This window comes from Herbidospora sp. RD11066 (assembly GCF_054661255.1).
In genome coordinates, this window is the sequence record NZ_BAAGDO010000002.1 from 1,152,262 (window position 1) to 1,167,461 (window position 15,200).

Sequence of the window (15,200 nt, forward strand, 5' to 3'; positions counted from 1 at the left end):
AGCTACCTCAACCGCATCGGCTTGGCCTTCCACGCGAGCTCCGTGGTCGACGGCGAGCTGGCCACGGCGATGCGACTCGGCCTGCCCCTCCTGCTGTCGTTCTTCGCCGACCAGATCGCCGCCGCCCAGGCGGCTGGCCAGCTCGCCGCCGACCTCGACCCCGCCAAGGAAGCGAGCATCCTGTACGCCTTCGCCCAGGGCATCGTGAACGCCACCCTGGTCGGCCACTACACACCCGAAGAGGTCACGGCGCTACTCGACTATCACCTGGCCCGGCTCCGGTGACGGTCACGATGTCCCCCGCCACCAGAGGCATGTGCTCGTCCAAGGTCACCCGAACGCCGTTGAGCGTGATCACCACGTCGCGATCGGAGGTGAGCCCGGCCACCGCCGCCCCGAGGGTCGCCGCCCGGACCTCTCCGACCTGCGGCGACGGCCGGTCACGGGCCGCCGCGTAGTCCTCGGGAGAGTTGACGTTCACCACCGACTCCAGCGTCGGATCGAGCCGGGCGAGGTCGGCGTCGGCCAGCAGCTCCTCCTCGGTGAGCCGGGCCACCTCGCAGCGCTCGAAGAGCATCCCGGGCCGGAGAGCACCCTCGGCCAGAAGACGCTCGACCAGCGGAACCAGCGAGGTACGGTAACCGGCGGCCAACGGCTGCCGGAACCCCCGCGCCACCGGAAGCGCGACATCGACCCCGGGGGCCAGCCCACGCAGCACCCGCCGGACGAAGGCCGGGTGCAGGAACGGCATGTCGGTCGAGCACACGAACGCCGCCTCGGCCCGGTCGGCCACCGCCGCGAGCCCCACCGCCAGCCCCTGCACCGGACCGCGCCCCTCGACGGGATCCTCGACCACCGTAACGTCGCGGGGCAGCGGCGGGAGCTCCTGCCCCGGTGCGGCCACCACGACGACCGGCCCGTCGACACTCCGGGCGAGGATCGCGGCGGCACGGTGGAGCAGGGTCGACCCGTGCCACTCCAGCCAGGCCTTGGACTGTCCCATGCGCGAGGAACGCCCACCGGCCAGCACGACACCCGCAGCGGTCAGCATGTCCGCACCCTAAGCCACGGCGTCACACCGCCCATCGGCGGTGAGCCAGGAGCCGTCACCGAGAGGGTGGAGGTCGTAGGGGTTCCCGTTACGGCCGTCGAACGGCGGCCCGATCCGGCCGGAGCGCAGATCGACTCGTCCTCCCGCGCCAGAACAACGATCAAGGTGTCGGCAGTGAGGAATCCGCCTGACCATTCGAAGAGGGTCTCGTCCTCTGCCGGGAGCTGAAGGAGTGTTTCACCACCCGGATAGGCGTGGACTGTTGCGTCGGCCTGGTCGTGGCCGATCGTCAGGAACCAGGTGCGATGAGGCACCGGTCGTTCCACGGGTAGCGTCCGAGAGCCATTCCGTCGGTGGGTGTCAGTGTCGCCCGGTGGATGACGGTGCCATCCTGGCCCTCTCCGACGTCGAGCAGGACGTGACCGTCTGACGGATGAACGAGATGCCGGGCGCCATGGCCGACCGTCTCCAGGTCGGCGTGGGCGAGAGGTGCTCCGGTTCGGGCGTCGAGGGCGACCCATCGGTCGGGGAGGTGGCGTCCGGCCATCGCGTCGGGCCGGTACACCCACACGGTCTTCTGATCCGTCGAGAGGGCGCAGCCGGGTCGATGGCCGTACACCCGATCTGACCTCGGCTCCAACCCCGACCGCCAGACCTCGGCCCCGGCATCGGTGACGCAGACGACCGCGTTCAGCGTCGTGTAAACGGCCCTCTTCCCATCGTCGAAGACCACGTACTCCCCGACCGCATCGCCGGGCGAAGCCGAATACACCGCGACGGGAGCCAGCAAGCCCCAGGCCTCGGGCGTCACGACATAAGCGCAAATCTCCCCGTCGACCAGACGTGTGATGATCTTCGATGGAGTCGCGGTCAGGACCATGGCCGGAGGCTAACGCCCAAAGAGATCTTCCAAAAGCCAGACCTCCCAGTCCAGCACGTCTTCCCAACCGGGACCCTCAACCCTGTACCACGGCGAAAAGAGAGCACCTCACACGTCCTCCAAACCTGACCGACAGCCCGGCACTACGCCGCTCGTAATCCCGGAAACCAGACTCTCGGCCCTTGGGCAGAAACAGCCCGCCACACACCCTCCGAAATCCAAGACCCCCGCCCAGCAACCAGCACCGTGCGGAGTCTCCAACCCGAGGCCCTCACCCACGGCAGGAAGCCGGCCTCCCTAGAACCGAACCCTCAACCCAGGGCGAGATACCGGCGCCCCATGCAGTAGCTCAGCTCTGCGGCTGGTAGGCCACGATGGTCTGTTCCTGGCGGCCGAGTCCGTCGATCTCCATCGTCACGACGTCGCCCACCTTCAGGTAGGGGAAGCGGCCCGACAGGGCGACGCCCTCGGGGGTGCCGGTGCTGATCACGTCGCCGGGCATCAGGAGCATGTAGTGGCTCAGGTGGTGGATGATCTCGGCGACGGAGAAGACCATGTCGGCCGTGTTCGAGTCCTGCCGGACCTCGCCGTTGACCCACGACCGCAGCCGGAGCTTGGCAGGGTCGAGTTCCGAGGCGGGCCGCAGCACGGGCCCCAGCGGGTTGAACGTCTCGGCGCACTTGCCCTTCGACCACTGCCCGCCCGACTCCTCAAGCTGGAAGGCCCGCTCGGACAGGTCGTTCGACAGGGCGTATCCGGCCACATAGTCGAGGGCCTCCGACGGGTCGGCCAGGTAGCGCGGGGTGCGCTTCATGACGACCGCAAGCTCGACCTCCCAGTCGGTCTTCGCCGAGTTGGGCGGCAGGATCACGTCGTCGTCGGGACCGACCACGCAGCCTGGATGCTTGAGGAACACGATCGGGTAGGGCGGCGGGGCCGCGCCCGACTCGGCCGCGTGGGCGGCGTAGTTCATCCCGATGCACACCACGGCCGCCGGACGCGCGATGGGCGAGCCGATGCGCCGCCCCGCGGTGTCGATCTCGGACAGCTCACCGGCGGCCAGCGCGGCGGCGACGCGTTCGATGCCGTCGGCCGCGAAGAAGCCGCCGTCGAGGTCGGCGGTGACCGGCGTCAGGTCGAAGTCACGCCCCTCATGACGGACGGCGGGTCGTTCGGACCCGGCGGGGCCGTGGCGGAAGAGTTCCATGTTCCTGTCCTCACACGTCCTCACAGCCCGTGCGCAGCGGGCCGGACGTCGTTGATGGTTCCGGGGACCTCAGAGGTTACGCAGGACCGAGACCACGATGCCCAGCACCACCGCCTCATCGCCGTCGATGACGTCGAAGGCGGGGTTGCGCGGCTCCAGGTACACGTGACCGTCGCGGCGCCGGAACACCTTCACGGTCGCCTCCCCGTCGATCATCGCGGCGACGATCTGACCCGAGTGTGCCTCGGGCTGCTGCCGGACCACGACGATGTCACCGTCGCAGATCGCCGCGTCGATCATCGAATCGCCCCGTACCCGCAGCCCGAACACGGTCCCCCGGCCGGTGAGATCGCGCGGCAGGGTCAGCGCGTCGTCGACGTACTGTTCGGCCGGGATGGGGACACCCGCCGCGATGTCACCGACCATCGGCACGCTCACCATGTCGGCGGCGGGCTTGGGCGCCGGGTCGCGCAGGAACAGCCGAACGTCGATCGGCCTGGTCATGGCCGTACCCCGGCGGAGGAAGCCCTGTTCTTCGAGGATCTTGAGATGCTTCGACACCGACGAGGACGACCGCAGCCCGACCGCGTCACCGATCTCACGGGTGCTCGGCGAGTATCCATATCTGACCACCCAGTCGCGGATCGTCACCAGAATCCGCTGCTGGCGCGGCGACAACGCCGAGGAATCCAGGTAGTCGAACACGTCGGCATCGTCGTAGGCGGTCATCCGCCACATGTTAGGGCCCGACACGCCTCGTGATGGCCAGTGACCACCCCGTGTCCGCACACGAACACGACCACCCGCACCCGTCCACGCACGGCAGGCCGCAGACGTGGGCCCTTCACTGCGGCCGGACCGCCTTCCGCGTGCTCGACGCGCTCGTTGTCGCCACAGGAGCCTCGCGTTCGCGGTAGGGAGATGCGGCAACTAGCCGGGCGTAGAGCTCCTAACAAAATGGCTCAGGTGCCCGACAACTCGCCGTTGCCAAGCGCCGCCTATGCAGGTGACTCATCGCGCCCGTCCGGCGAGGCGTGACCTCGGTCTTCTTCGCCAGGTTCCTGCACGGTCCGATGGCCAGGTCAGCGCATGCGGTAGAAAGTGGGACGTGACGCGATATGTGGCGCTGCTGCGCGCGGTGAATCTCGGCAGCCACAAGAAGGTGTCCATGCCCGACCTGCGCGCGGTGTGCACCGCCTTGGGCCACGACGACGTCGAGACCTACCTGCAGAGCGGCAACATCGTCTTCACCTCGGCCTCGTCGAGCTCTGAGGAAGTCGCGGCCCAACTCGAAGAGCGCCTGGCCGCCGAGCTCGGCCTGACGACGGAGGCCATCCTGCGAACCGCCGCCGACCTGCGCTCCCTGGTCGACGACAGCCCAATGACCCCCGACGACCCGACCAGGTATTCAGTACTGTTCCTGCTCGATCCGCCAGCGGAGGGATGGCTCGACGGTTTCGACGCCACACCGTTCGCCCCCGAGCAGATGTGGACGACCCACCGCGAGATCTACCTGAGCCTGCCGAACGGCACCGGCCGCGCCAAACTCCCACCCGCACTCGGCCGTCGCCTGAAGACCCCGGCGACGATGCGCAACTGGAGAACCGTCACCAACCTGCTGAACCTGGCCGAAAACTAGAAGACCGCCGAACTCCGCGACAGGCAGGCCCTCTGGACGTTCATCGGACGCGAAGCGACAATTGCCGCCGACAAGGGTGATCCACTGACATCGGGGGCAGAGTGCGGCACCGCGACCAGACGGATGGTGTGGCGGCCTCGCCCCGCGAGTCTCGTACAGACGACGTTTTCACCCGATGAGCGGCGCCGCACCCCGGGAGGAGAGCTGGGCCCCGTTCCGGCACCGCGCGTTCGCGCTGCTGTTCACGGGACGATTCATCGCCTTCGTCGGGAATGCGGTCGCGCCCGTGGCGGTGGCCTTCGCGGTGCTCGACCTGACGGGGTCGGCGGGCGACGTCGGCCTCGTGCTGGCCGCGCGCAGCCTGGCGCTAGGCGTGTTCGTACTGGTGGGCGGCGTCTGGGCCGATCGGTTACCGCGCGATCTGGTACTCGTCGTGTCGAACGTGGTCAGCGCGGGCAGCCAGGCCGTAGCCGCGACCGTGGTACTGACGGGAAACGCGAGCGTCCCGGCACTGATCGGGCTGGAAGCGCTCAACGGCGCGGCGGCGGCGTTCGTCCTGCCCGCCGCAGCCGGAGTGATCCCGCAGACACTGCCGCCGGCGCTGCTCCAGAAGGGCAACACCCTGCTGCGCGTCGGCACCAACGCGGCGGCCGTCGGCGGCGCGAGCGCGGGCGGCTTCGTCGTCGCGGTCATCGGACCAGGCTGGGGCCTGGTGATCGACTCCGCCGCATTCCTCCTGGCGGCCGGGATCTTCACCTTGATGCGGCTCGACCGATCCGTACCGGAGGAGAAGTCGGGCTTCCTCTCCGATCTCCGGGCAGGCTGGCGCGAGTTCACGTCGCGAACCTGGCTGTGGGTCGTGGTCGCCGCGTTCTGCGTCATCAACGCCGCCTTCGCCGCCGCGTTCTCGACCCTCGGCCCAGTGGTCGCCGACGCGTCGATCGGCCGCGCAGGATGGGGCGCCGTCGTCGGCGCGGAGGCCGCCGGCTTCCTGCTGGGCGGCGTCATCGCGCTGAAACTCCGCGCCGACCGGCCACTGCTGGTGGCCATGGTCGCGATGCTCGCGACCGCCCCAGTGCTGTTCGTCCTCGGCCTCGCCCCCGCACTGGTCCCGCTGATCGCGCTGTCGGTTCTGGCTGGCGTCGCACTGGAGGTCTTCGGCGTGCTCTGGGACACCTCCGTCCAGAGCAACGTGCCACAGGCCGTCCTTTCTCGCGTGTACGCCTACGACGCCCTCGGCTCCTTCGTCGCCATCCCAGCGGGCCAGGCCATAGCCGGACCCGTATCGGTCGTCTTCGGCTTCGGCCCCACGATCGCCTTCTGCGGCGGCCTCGTCGTCGCCGCAGTGGCCGCCACGTTGATCGTTCCGGGAGTGCGGCGCCTACGCCTCAACTGACCGACATGACCGCCGTCTTAGAGCTCATTTCAGAATGAGGTGCGTAGGCGTCGGAGGCAGATGATGCTGCAGGCCAGGAGCAACAGGGCGTGATGAAGTCTGGCCTGGCGTTCGGAGCGGACGCGTAAGCGTTTGAACTGGTGGAGCCAGGCGAGGGTCCGCTCGACGACCCATCGGACCTTGCCCAGGCCGGAACCGTGCGGTGTGCCGCGGCGGGCGATCACGGGGATGACGCCTCTGGCGCGGACCAGCGTGCGGTATTTATCGTGGTCGTAGCCCCGGTCGGCGAACAGCCGGCGAGGTCTTCGGCGAGGGCGGCCGCGGATGGGCTGGATGGCCTCCAGCAGCGGGATGAGCTGGGTGACATCGTTGCGGTGGCCTCCGGTGACCGAGACGGCCAGCGGTGTCCCGTGAGAGTCGACGATCAGGTGGTGCTTGGATCCGGGTCGTCCCCGGTCGACCGGCGAGGGTCCGACGTGGTCCCCCCTTTGAGGGTCCGTACGTGGGAGCTGTCGATGCACGCCCGCTCCATGTCCAGCAGGCCGACGGCGCGTAGATCGCACCGTCGTGTCTCGTCGGGTGCCGTCGTCATGGCCGCGGCAGTCTTGCCCTAGTCATTCCTGGGCGATGACTGCGGCTCAATCGAGCATACGACCGTAGCTCCGTGACGATGGCCTGGTCGTGGCCGCAAATCATTCTGGCGGTTCGGGTCTACTGACGGACACGATCGACGCCCTGCGAGAGGTCTCCGCCGTGGTCCCGCGTTGGTCGTTCCCAGGCAGGATGCGTGGCCTGCGCCTCAACCGGCTCGCACCATCGTCGTCCCCGGCGTGATGGCGTCGTCATGGCTGCGATGACTGCGAGGTTGAGCGTTCCGGAGGTGCGACGGCTACAGCTCATTTGGCCGACACGATCATCGCCTTGGCAAGGCTGCCCTGGTGCTGGTCAGCTGACGGGCACGATCATCGCCTCCGTGAGGATGCCGTCGTCGATGTGCAGGACGCCCAGGGTGCCGTGGGGCTGGCGGCGTTTGTCGGTGGGTGAGCCCGGGTTGAAGATGCGGAATCCGTCGGCACTCTCGTTCACGGGGATGTGTGAGTGGCCGTAGACGACCAGTTCGGCGTCGGGAAAGCGGCCCCGCATTCTGGCCATGCGTCCTTTGGCCGGGCCGCTGTCGTGGATCATGGCCACTCGCAGGCCGCCGAGTGTCAGCTCCAGCGTCTCGGGGGCCTCGACGTCGGGGCCGTCGTTGTTGCCCTTGACGGCGTGGACAGGCGCGTAAGCGGCCAGGTCATCGAGCACCTGGCCGACGCAGACGTCACCGGCGTGCAGGATCGCGTCGGCGCCTCGAAGGTGCTTGGCCACGGCAGGCGGGCAGGCCTTCCAGAAGCGCGGCGCGTGCGTGTCGGACAGGACGACGATCTTCACAGCGGCTCGACGTGGTGGCAGTCGTAGGGGAACAGGTCGTCGCCGTAGTCGACGACAGTGCTGCACCGGTGGCGGACGATCTCGATCATCCAGTCGGCCTCGGGTTTCTCATCGCCGTCGACGTTGTAGCGCAGCAGGCCGTCGGTCACGTAGTCGCGGCGCATGTCGGTCCGCCACTGCGAGTTGTGCCCCCAGCCGTGGGAGAGGTCCTGGACCGGACGCGACCCCCGCCGAAAGGTCCAGTAGAGGGCCGACCGGTCGGCGACCCCGGCGACCAGGTGTTTCTCCCCTGCGGTGACGACGACCCCGGCCCGCGCCAAGAGCAGGTCTCCCATCAGGAATCCGGGCCAGCGCTCCTCGACGATCGCGGGCGGCTCGTCGGGGTCGGCGGTCTGCCGGACCTCGACGATCTCGTGGAAGAACGGATGGAAGCCTTCTCTGTCGATCCGGTGGGCGCCCAAGGCCTCACAGAAGGCGGGATAGACCCCGGGACGAAGCTCGATGAGGAAGTCGAGGATGCGGCTGACGGCGTACAGCCGCTCCAAGGTGCTGTATCTGTCCGGGAGATCGACCAAGCGTTGCTCCCGACCGGCCTCGCGCACCTCGGCCACGTGGGCCGGATGCTCCTCGAGCCACCGCCACAGCATGTCGGTCTCCTCGCCGGAGCAGAGGGCCTCGTAGAGGGTGCGCCAGTGGTGGCCGGAGTAGACGTCATCGCTCACACACCCCACCCTACCAAACAGTTCGATGCTTGACAGTTAGAAGTCGAACAATTAGTTTTCTCATCATGGACGCACCGAACCTCACCGGCCCCCTCGACCTGGTCCGCTGGATCATGTGGGCTCAGCGGAAGGCCGCCGAAGACTGGATCCGGGCCCGTGACCTCACTCACGAGCAGAGTTTCGCGCTCGGTTATCTCGTCCAGAACCCGGGTGCGATCCAGAAGGACATCGCGCAGATCACCCGCACGAGTGCGGCGAGCGTGTCGAGCCTCCTGCAGGGGCTCGAACGCCGCGGGCTCGTCGAGCGGCGCACCGAGCCGGGCGACGAACGCAGTAAGCGCGTCTACGCGACGGCGGCCGGCGCTGAACTCATCGCCGGGTTCGAGACCGCGCTGTCCGAGGTCAACGAGTCGATCCTCGGCCCGTTGAGCCCGGCCGAGCGGGCCACCCTTCAGGCCCTGCTCTCGAAGATCACCGCGGAGCTGCCGCAACCGACGCGGTAACCCCGCCCCACCTCCACGAACATCCCCGCCTCGCCGGCGGTTCCGTCGGCGTGCGCTCGACCCTGCCCGGAAAGGGGCGGTCATGACCACTCAGAGTTTCGAATCCCCGGGAGCCGTCGGCACCAACCGCTGGTACCTCTCGTCCGCACCGATCGTGCGCGCGCTCGTGCACCTGTGCGTGCCGATGGCGGCCGCGATGATCGTCGGCGCCGTCTACAACCTCATCAACTCCGGTTTCGTCGGCTCACTCCACGACACCGCGCTGCTCGCCGCGATCACGTTCGGCGCGCCGGTGCTCGGGCTGGTCATGGCGGTCGGCGGGGTGTTCGGCGTCGGCGGCGGGGCGCTGATCTCGCGACTGCTCGGCGCGGCCGAACACGAACCAGGGAAGGCCGCCGAGATCAAGTACGTCTCGTCGTTCGCCCTCTGGGGTTCGGTGCTCGCCGGGGCCGTGTTCGGCGGGGCCGGGCTGCTCCTGCTGGATCCGTTCGTGGCACTGCTCGGCGCCGATGCGGCAGCCACGCCCGCGACCAGGGCGTTCGTCGGGGTCATGCTCGCGTTCGTACCGGTGCTCGCGGCCGCGTTCTGTCTCGAACAGCTCGTCAGGGCCGAAGGCGCGGCCCGTCAGGTGATGATCGGGATCATCGCGTCCACGATCGCCAACGTCGTGTTCGACGTGCTGTTCATCCTGGTGCTGCACTGGGGCGTGGCCGGGACGGCGCTGGCGATGGGGCTGTCCAACCTGGGCATCGTCGGCTATTTCGCCTTCTGGCTACACCGCAACAGCGAACACGTGAGCCTTGCGCCGCGCTGGTTCACGCTCTCCCCCGCCGTGGTGCGGCCCGTCTTCGGTGTGGGCGTCGGCGAGCTGCTCCAGGCCGGTTTCCTGATCGCCACCACGCTGGTGCTCAACAACCTCGCCGCCGCCTACGGCGACCACGCGCTGGCGGCCATGGGGGTCGCGGTCCGCATCGCGCAGGTGCCGGAGTTCCTGGTGATGGGGGTCACGCTCGGGGTCCTGCCCCTGCTCGCCTACTCCTACGGCAAGGGCGACCGGTCCCGCCTGACCGCCGCCCTGCGCGGGTCCGCGATCGCGGTGGGCGCCGTCGTGCTGATCTTCTCCATGGTGGTGTACGTCTTCCGCGAGCAGGTGTTCGGCACCTTCTCCGCAGACCGGTCGGTCCTCGCGATCGGCGTCACGGTCCTCACGGCGCAACTCGTCGCGATGATCGTCAATGGGTTCGCGGGGCTGATCACGTCACTGTTCCAGGCGACCGGCCGGTCGGCAGCGGCGATCGTGATGTCGGTGGCGCACGGAGTGCTGTTCGTCCCGATCGTGATCCTCGGGAACCTCTGGTTCGGGCTGGGCGGCATCATCTGGGCGCTGACGGTCACCGAGGTCATCGTCTTCCTGGTGGGCGTGGCCCTGTGGTTCGCCGCCCGCCAAGCGATCGCTCTCGGCCTCGCCGACGGCAGCCCCGAACGCGCCGAAGAAGCACTGGCCGAGGCCTGAAGAAGCCTCCTCAGCTATGCGCCACTTCCCTCTCACGGGCCAGACCTACGCCACACCGGAAATACTCCCCAGGTGCACGTCGAGTCTGCGCAGATCGGATTCACTGCGCGGCACAGAGGCGAATCGGCTCAGCCAACCTGGTCCGCCCCAGGCCAGCTAGACCGGCCGAGCATCGACTCCAGTGAGCCGGGACAGCGGGTCAAGCCGACGTCGTCTCTGGGAGGACCTCCTCATCGCGGGCCTGGCCGCCATCACACCCGAACCTCCCAGCGCCCTCCCTGGAAAGAGCTACCAGTCTCGGGCTGAGTCGAGGCCGTCGATGAGACTCTCGCGGGCTTCGTCGAGGCCGGGGCCGTGGATCGCCTCGGCTTCGTCCATGATGTGGTCGAGGGCGGCGTAGAGCTCCTCGCGCTCGACGGTCTCGATGAACTCCGCACCCTCATCCAGCTGGTTGAACACCTCGCCGTAGTCGGCGCCGATCTGTTCGAGGAGGGCCGGGCGGGCCTCCGGTGGTTCTTTGGCCAGTACTCGCAGGACCGTCTCCCGTGTGGTCGTGTACTGGGCGAACGCGATCGTGTACGTCGCTCCGTTGATCCCTTCGCGGCCGTCCCAGTCGCGGAGCGGGTTGTTCCGGTTCTCTTCGGCCCATTCCCGCGTGCGGGGGCGGGAGATCGACACGTAGGTGCCCGCCGGGATCTCGGGCTGCCAGGTGCGCTGCATGGCCAGGGCGTAGTCGGCCTGGACGCCGTAGAGATGGACGTGTTCCAGCTCGGGTACGCGCTCTGGTCGTAACCGGTCTTCTTCGGTCATCCCGAACAGGTCGGCGATGTCGATTCCCCGGAGTGAGGCCAGGGTGTTGAGTTCGCCCGCGTGGGTGAGGAGGCCGAGGCGTCCGTAGAGCCGCAGCCAGGTCAGGTTGGGGAAGCGGCGGACGAGCAGGGCGCAGTCGAGGGTGTCGATGTCCCTGATCGTCAGCTCGGTGATCTCGGGCATCGCCTCGCCGGGGAGCGCCGTGTGTTCGGCCTGCCACTCCGGGGCCGGGTCGTCGTGGATCCCGGCGTTCCAGCGCTGTTGAAGGGCCAGGTGGTAGCCCAGCCGCCACGTCCGGGCCCAGCTGTTCGGCGGTTCGTCGTGGAGCGGGGGCAGGGTTCCGATGACCTTGTGGCTGCGGGGCAGAAGCCAGTCGTGGTTGCAGAAGGACAGGTCGCCGCCCCACGAGTGGTGGGTGCGCCTCAGCGGGGTGACGTCGCCGAGGTCGGACACCGACGACGGCTCGGGGCCGGACCAGTCGAGTTCCAGTACGGCCGCCGACTCGGTGTCGGCGTCGAGGTGGATGATCTGGGCGGCCGTCCACTCGCCGAGGTGGGGTGAATGGGCGGCCACCACGTCACCGACGTTCAGGGGCCTCGGCGGCTGCTTGTGTCCCGGCATGTCGTGATCTTAGGGATGCGCGTGCGATGACGTACACGAAAAGGATGGCCATGACCACCGCGCCCGACCACATGGACTGGCGCCAGCCGTCGACGAACGCCTCCTTGGCGGCCTGGGCGGTGGGGCCGTCGGCGACGGCGAGTGCGTTGGCGATGCCGGCGCGGACGGCTTCCGGTGCGGCGTCGAGGCGGGAGTCGATGGCGCCTCGGTATCCGGAGGTCAGGACCGCGCCGAGGAGGGCGACTCCCAAGGCGGTGCCGAGTTCGCGGGTGACGTCGTTGAGCGCGGAGGCGACGCCCTGCCGTTCGCGGGGCAGCGCCGAGGTGATGGCCTCGGTGGCGGGGGTCATCGTCAGGCCCATGCCGAGTCCCATGGCGAGCATGCCGGGCAGGATCGAGAGGTAGCCGCCGTCGACCGAGACGAACGTGGCCATCAACGCCAGTCCCGCGCCGCCCAGGAGGATTCCGGCGGCCATGGTCGAACGGGGGCCAATGCCTGCGGCCAGCCTGGGTGCCAGGCCGGAGGCGATCATCATCAGCAGCGCCATGGGCATGAGCGCGAGGGTGGAGAGCAGGCCGGTCCAGCCGACGACCGCCTGGAAGTAGGGGAACAGGACGACGAAGATTCCCGCCTGGACACCGAACACCGTCAGGAGCGAGACCGAACCACTGGCCAGACCGCGTTTCCGGAAGAGCCGCACGTCGAGGAGTGGGGACCCTGTCCGCAGCTCCCAGGCCACGAACCCGGCGGCGGCGACGATTCCGATCAGGAGGGCGAGGAGGGTCGGGGGTGCGGTCCAGCCTCGTACGGGACCTTCGTGCAGGAAGAAGACGACGCCGACCACCGCGACCACCGACGTCAGCGACCCGATGATGTCGAACGGATGCGCGGCCGACTCCCGCGAGTCGGGGATGGCGCGCAGCGCCATGACCGCGGCGACGACCACGAGCACGACCGGCAGGACGAACAGCCAGCGCCAGGACGCGAAGTCGACCAGGACAGCCGACAGGTACATGCCCAGGATGCCGCCGCCACCGGCGACGCCGGTCCATATGCCGATCGCCTTCGAGCGTTCGTTCTCCGGGAACGTCGAGGTGATGACGGCGAGCGTGACCGGCATGATCATCGCCGCGCCGACGCCGCTCAGGAACCGCGCCACCAGCATGATCTCGGACGTCGGCGCCAGCCCGGCGGCCGCGCTGGCCACCCCGAAGACGAGCAGGCCGGTCAACAGGATCGGGCGGCGGCCCAGCCGGTCACCGATTGCGCCGAGTGGCAGGAGCAGCGCGGCCAGGGTGATCGTGTAGAGGTTGATGAACCAGAAGATCTCCGTCTGCGAGGCGCCGAATGCTACGGCGAGCTCGGGTTGGGCGACGTTCAGCCCCGACACGGAGGCGATGACCGCCATCAGGGCGACGCAGACACCGACCAGGATCGCACGACGGCGCCTCGGATCGTGGACGGTCGGGTCGGGGGCTTCAGAATCACCGCTAGACGGATCCGGGCCTGTAGCCGTGACGGGAGACTCATTACGTCGGCTCGGCCCCATGGCCATAGCCAGGATCCCTCCGCGCCGGCCCGTCCCGGCAACCGTGGCCGGAAACGCCTTGCCCCAGCTCGGCCCGACGACAACAGCCGGAGATCTTTCACGCCATTTCCGCCAGGCGACCATGACCGGAGTCCCTTCGAGCCGGCTTGGCCCGTCAGCCGTGGCCGGTGGCCCTGTGCGCCGGTTCGGTCTGTTACCCGAGACCTTCCACATCGTCGATGGGAAGTCGGCTCTGGAGTCGAATGTGTTCACGGTGTGTCCTCCGCGTTCGCGTGTTCTCGCCGCTCATCGTGGTGACGAGGCAGGCGGATACGCAAATGCTGTTGCCGAATGGCAAAATGGGAGGGTGGATGACACCATCGACCGCACCCTCGACGCCGTCGGGCCGAGGCTGAAACGCCTTCGGCTGCACCGCGAGGTCACCCTCGCCGACCTCGCGGCGGAGACCGGCATCTCGACCAGTACCCTGTCCCGCCTGGAGGCGGGCCTGCGCCGCCCCACGCTGGAGCAACTCCTCCCGCTCGCCCGCGCCCACGGCGTCACCCTCGACGAACTCGTCGACGCGCCGCCGACCGGCGATCCGCGTGTGAGTTTGCGTCCGATCCCCTGCGGTGACGGTTCGGTCGTCCTGCCGTTGACGCGCAGGCCCGGGGGCATCCAGGCCTACAAGTTCGTCCTCCCGGCCGGGCGCGACGGCGCCGAGCCCGAGATGCGCACCCATGAGGGCTACGACTGGGTGTTCGTCCTGAACGGGACGCTCCGGCTCGTGCTCGGCGAGCACGACCTGATCCTCAAGGCCGGCGAGGCCGCCGAGTTCGACACCCGCATCCCGCACTGGTTCGGCGCCACAGGCGCGGGTCCGGTCGAGTTCCTGAGCCTCATCGGGAAGCAGGGGGAACGCGCCCATGTGCGCGCAGCCCCAAGACGGCCCTGAACGACCACTCTCTGTAGTTAACTACGGAGAGTGATGATCATGATGAAGACGGCTCTGCTCGTACTCGGCGCGGCGGCGATCGCCGTTCCCGCCCACGCCTCCGACGACCCCGACTCGAACTTCGGCCCCGGGGTGAACGCGGCCAACAACTGGAACTTCTCCGCCGCGTCCGTGTGCTTCCAGGAACTGGCGGTCGTTCCGGTCGGGGCGCCGTGGACCGGCAACACCACGAACCACTGCGTCAACGGCAACGTGCTCAACCACGGCGGCAACTAGTACTCCGGCCGTAGATCGTGTTCTTCATGCTTGAGCGACTTGTCGTCGGTAGCGGCTGGTCTGGGATCGGGCCGGGTGGCGGCGCTGCCAGACGGACCAACCGGGCCGGTGGACAGGGTCAAAGTCGCGTCGGATGACGAGCGTGATGAACAGTCGTTGAATCTCGTTGCAGGGTGACAGATGACGGTCGTGTTCGTTCGCACGGACGACGGCGAGGAAGGCGTGCGCGAGCATGGCCAGGGTGACCCGACGGGACCAGGACGAGTAGCGCCGGACCTGGTGCTCGTCGAAGGCCGCCAAGCCCTTGCCGGACTGGAAAACTCCTCGACCCGCCAGCTTGATCCAGCGACGCGTACCAGGGTGGTGGGCGGCAAGGTGGCTGGCGGGTAGCAGCGTACGGTTGCGGCGGATCAGCAACTGCCGACTCCCAGGCGAGGGTCGGTGAGGTCGATGACGGCCCAGTCGTAGAAGCGGTGGCCCTCGGCTTCGACCTCTGCGGACAGCTTCTGCCAGGCCCTCTGGGCACCCTCCTGGCCAGCGTGTCCGCGCGGAACTTGCCGGCGCCTGTGGTGACTTCGTGCGAGCAGACCACCGCTAAGAGCTCCTAACAAAATGGGTCCGGTACCCGACAACTCACCGTTGCCAAGCGCCGCCTACGCAGGTGACTCATC

The 15,200-nt window shown here is 68.5% G+C and carries 15 protein-coding genes and 2 pseudogenes; 7 read left to right on the forward strand and 10 right to left on the reverse strand.

Annotation, left to right across the window (positions count from 1 at the left end; translation table 11 throughout):
- Positions 1-21: 21 nt before the first annotated feature.
- Complete coding sequence (locus ACYQ78_RS10855) at positions 22-285, forward strand: TetR family transcriptional regulator C-terminal domain-containing protein (protein ID WP_459800638.1); 264 nt, start codon at positions 22-24, stop codon at positions 283-285.
- Here the strand turns inward: ACYQ78_RS10855 and mobA are convergent.
- The 4 genes from mobA to lexA form a co-directional block, all read right to left on the reverse strand.
- Complete coding sequence (gene mobA / locus ACYQ78_RS10860; RefSeq protein WP_459800639.1) at positions 245-1,051, reverse strand: molybdenum cofactor guanylyltransferase; 807 nt, start codon at positions 1,049-1,051, stop codon at positions 245-247. The two genes, ACYQ78_RS10855 and mobA, sit on opposite strands and share 41 nt — an antisense overlap.
- A 289-nt stretch (positions 1,052-1,340) precedes the next feature.
- Positions 1,341-1,931, reverse strand: coding sequence for a hypothetical protein (locus ACYQ78_RS10865; RefSeq protein WP_459800640.1), 591 nt, complete (start codon positions 1,929-1,931; stop codon positions 1,341-1,343).
- 349 nt (positions 1,932-2,280) lie between these two features.
- Complete coding sequence (locus tag ACYQ78_RS10870) at positions 2,281-3,138, reverse strand: fumarylacetoacetate hydrolase family protein (RefSeq protein WP_459800641.1); 858 nt, start codon at positions 3,136-3,138, stop codon at positions 2,281-2,283.
- A 69-nt stretch (positions 3,139-3,207) separates the two neighbouring features.
- Positions 3,208-3,867, reverse strand: a complete 660-nt coding sequence (lexA, locus tag ACYQ78_RS10875; RefSeq protein WP_459800642.1) for a transcriptional repressor LexA — start codon at positions 3,865-3,867, stop codon at positions 3,208-3,210.
- A 379-nt stretch (positions 3,868-4,246) separates the two neighbouring features.
- On the opposite strand from lexA, the gene ACYQ78_RS10880 reads away from it, so the two are divergent.
- On the forward strand, positions 4,247-4,777 hold the full coding sequence (locus ACYQ78_RS10880) for a DUF1697 domain-containing protein (protein ID WP_459800643.1): 531 nt from the start codon (positions 4,247-4,249) through the stop codon (positions 4,775-4,777).
- A gap of 175 nt (positions 4,778-4,952) precedes the next feature.
- The gene (locus tag ACYQ78_RS10885) at positions 4,953-6,173 is read left to right on the forward strand and encodes an MFS transporter (RefSeq protein WP_459800644.1); all 1,221 of its coding nucleotides are present in this window, start codon (positions 4,953-4,955) and stop codon (positions 6,171-6,173) included.
- Positions 6,174-6,202: 29 nt separating this feature from the next.
- Here the strand turns inward: ACYQ78_RS10885 and ACYQ78_RS10890 are convergent.
- The 3 genes and pseudogenes from ACYQ78_RS10890 to ACYQ78_RS10900 form a co-directional block, all read right to left on the reverse strand.
- Positions 6,203-6,732, reverse strand: a pseudogene (locus ACYQ78_RS10890) (IS5 family transposase); the annotation flags it as partial.
- Positions 6,733-7,118: 386 nt separating this feature from the next.
- Positions 7,119-7,601: a metallophosphoesterase family protein gene (locus ACYQ78_RS10895; protein ID WP_459800645.1), complete on the reverse strand. Its 483-nt coding sequence runs from the start codon at positions 7,599-7,601 to the stop codon at positions 7,119-7,121.
- Positions 7,598-8,323 (reverse strand): nucleotide exchange factor GrpE, encoded by a 726-nt coding sequence (locus ACYQ78_RS10900; protein ID WP_459800646.1) that lies wholly within the window; start codon positions 8,321-8,323, stop codon positions 7,598-7,600. Before ACYQ78_RS10900 ends, ACYQ78_RS10895 begins: the two co-directional genes overlap by 4 nt.
- Before the next feature lie 65 nt (positions 8,324-8,388).
- On the opposite strand from ACYQ78_RS10900, the gene ACYQ78_RS10905 reads away from it, so the two are divergent.
- Complete coding sequence (locus tag ACYQ78_RS10905) at positions 8,389-8,826, forward strand: MarR family winged helix-turn-helix transcriptional regulator (protein ID WP_459800647.1); 438 nt, start codon at positions 8,389-8,391, stop codon at positions 8,824-8,826.
- An 82-nt stretch (positions 8,827-8,908) separates the two neighbouring features.
- Positions 8,909-10,339, forward strand: coding sequence for an MATE family efflux transporter (locus ACYQ78_RS10910; protein WP_459800648.1), 1,431 nt, complete (start codon positions 8,909-8,911; stop codon positions 10,337-10,339).
- A gap of 288 nt (positions 10,340-10,627) precedes the next feature.
- Here ACYQ78_RS10910 and ACYQ78_RS10915 read toward each other — a convergent pair whose 3' ends face one another.
- Both ACYQ78_RS10915 and ACYQ78_RS10920 read right to left on the reverse strand, forming a co-directional pair.
- On the reverse strand, positions 10,628-11,770 hold the full coding sequence (locus ACYQ78_RS10915) for a tudor domain-containing protein (RefSeq protein WP_459800649.1): 1,143 nt from the start codon (positions 11,768-11,770) through the stop codon (positions 10,628-10,630).
- Entirely contained in the window at positions 11,727-13,178 is a 1,452-nt protein-coding gene (locus ACYQ78_RS10920; RefSeq protein ID WP_459800650.1) for an MFS transporter, read from the reverse strand. Before ACYQ78_RS10920 ends, ACYQ78_RS10915 begins: the two co-directional genes overlap by 44 nt.
- Before the next feature lie 487 nt (positions 13,179-13,665).
- Between ACYQ78_RS10920 and ACYQ78_RS10925 the strand changes: the two genes are divergently transcribed.
- Both ACYQ78_RS10925 and ACYQ78_RS10930 read left to right on the forward strand, forming a co-directional pair.
- Positions 13,666-14,253, forward strand: a complete 588-nt coding sequence (locus ACYQ78_RS10925) for a helix-turn-helix domain-containing protein (RefSeq protein WP_459800651.1) — start codon at positions 13,666-13,668, stop codon at positions 14,251-14,253.
- 39 nt (positions 14,254-14,292) lie between these two features.
- Positions 14,293-14,529 (forward strand): hypothetical protein, encoded by a 237-nt coding sequence (locus ACYQ78_RS10930; RefSeq protein WP_459800652.1) that lies wholly within the window; start codon positions 14,293-14,295, stop codon positions 14,527-14,529.
- A gap of 24 nt (positions 14,530-14,553) precedes the next feature.
- On the opposite strand, the pseudogene ACYQ78_RS10935 reads toward ACYQ78_RS10930, so the two are convergent.
- Positions 14,554-15,130: pseudogene (locus ACYQ78_RS10935) on the reverse strand (transposase family protein); the annotation flags it as partial.
- Positions 15,131-15,200: the final 70 nt, after the last annotated feature.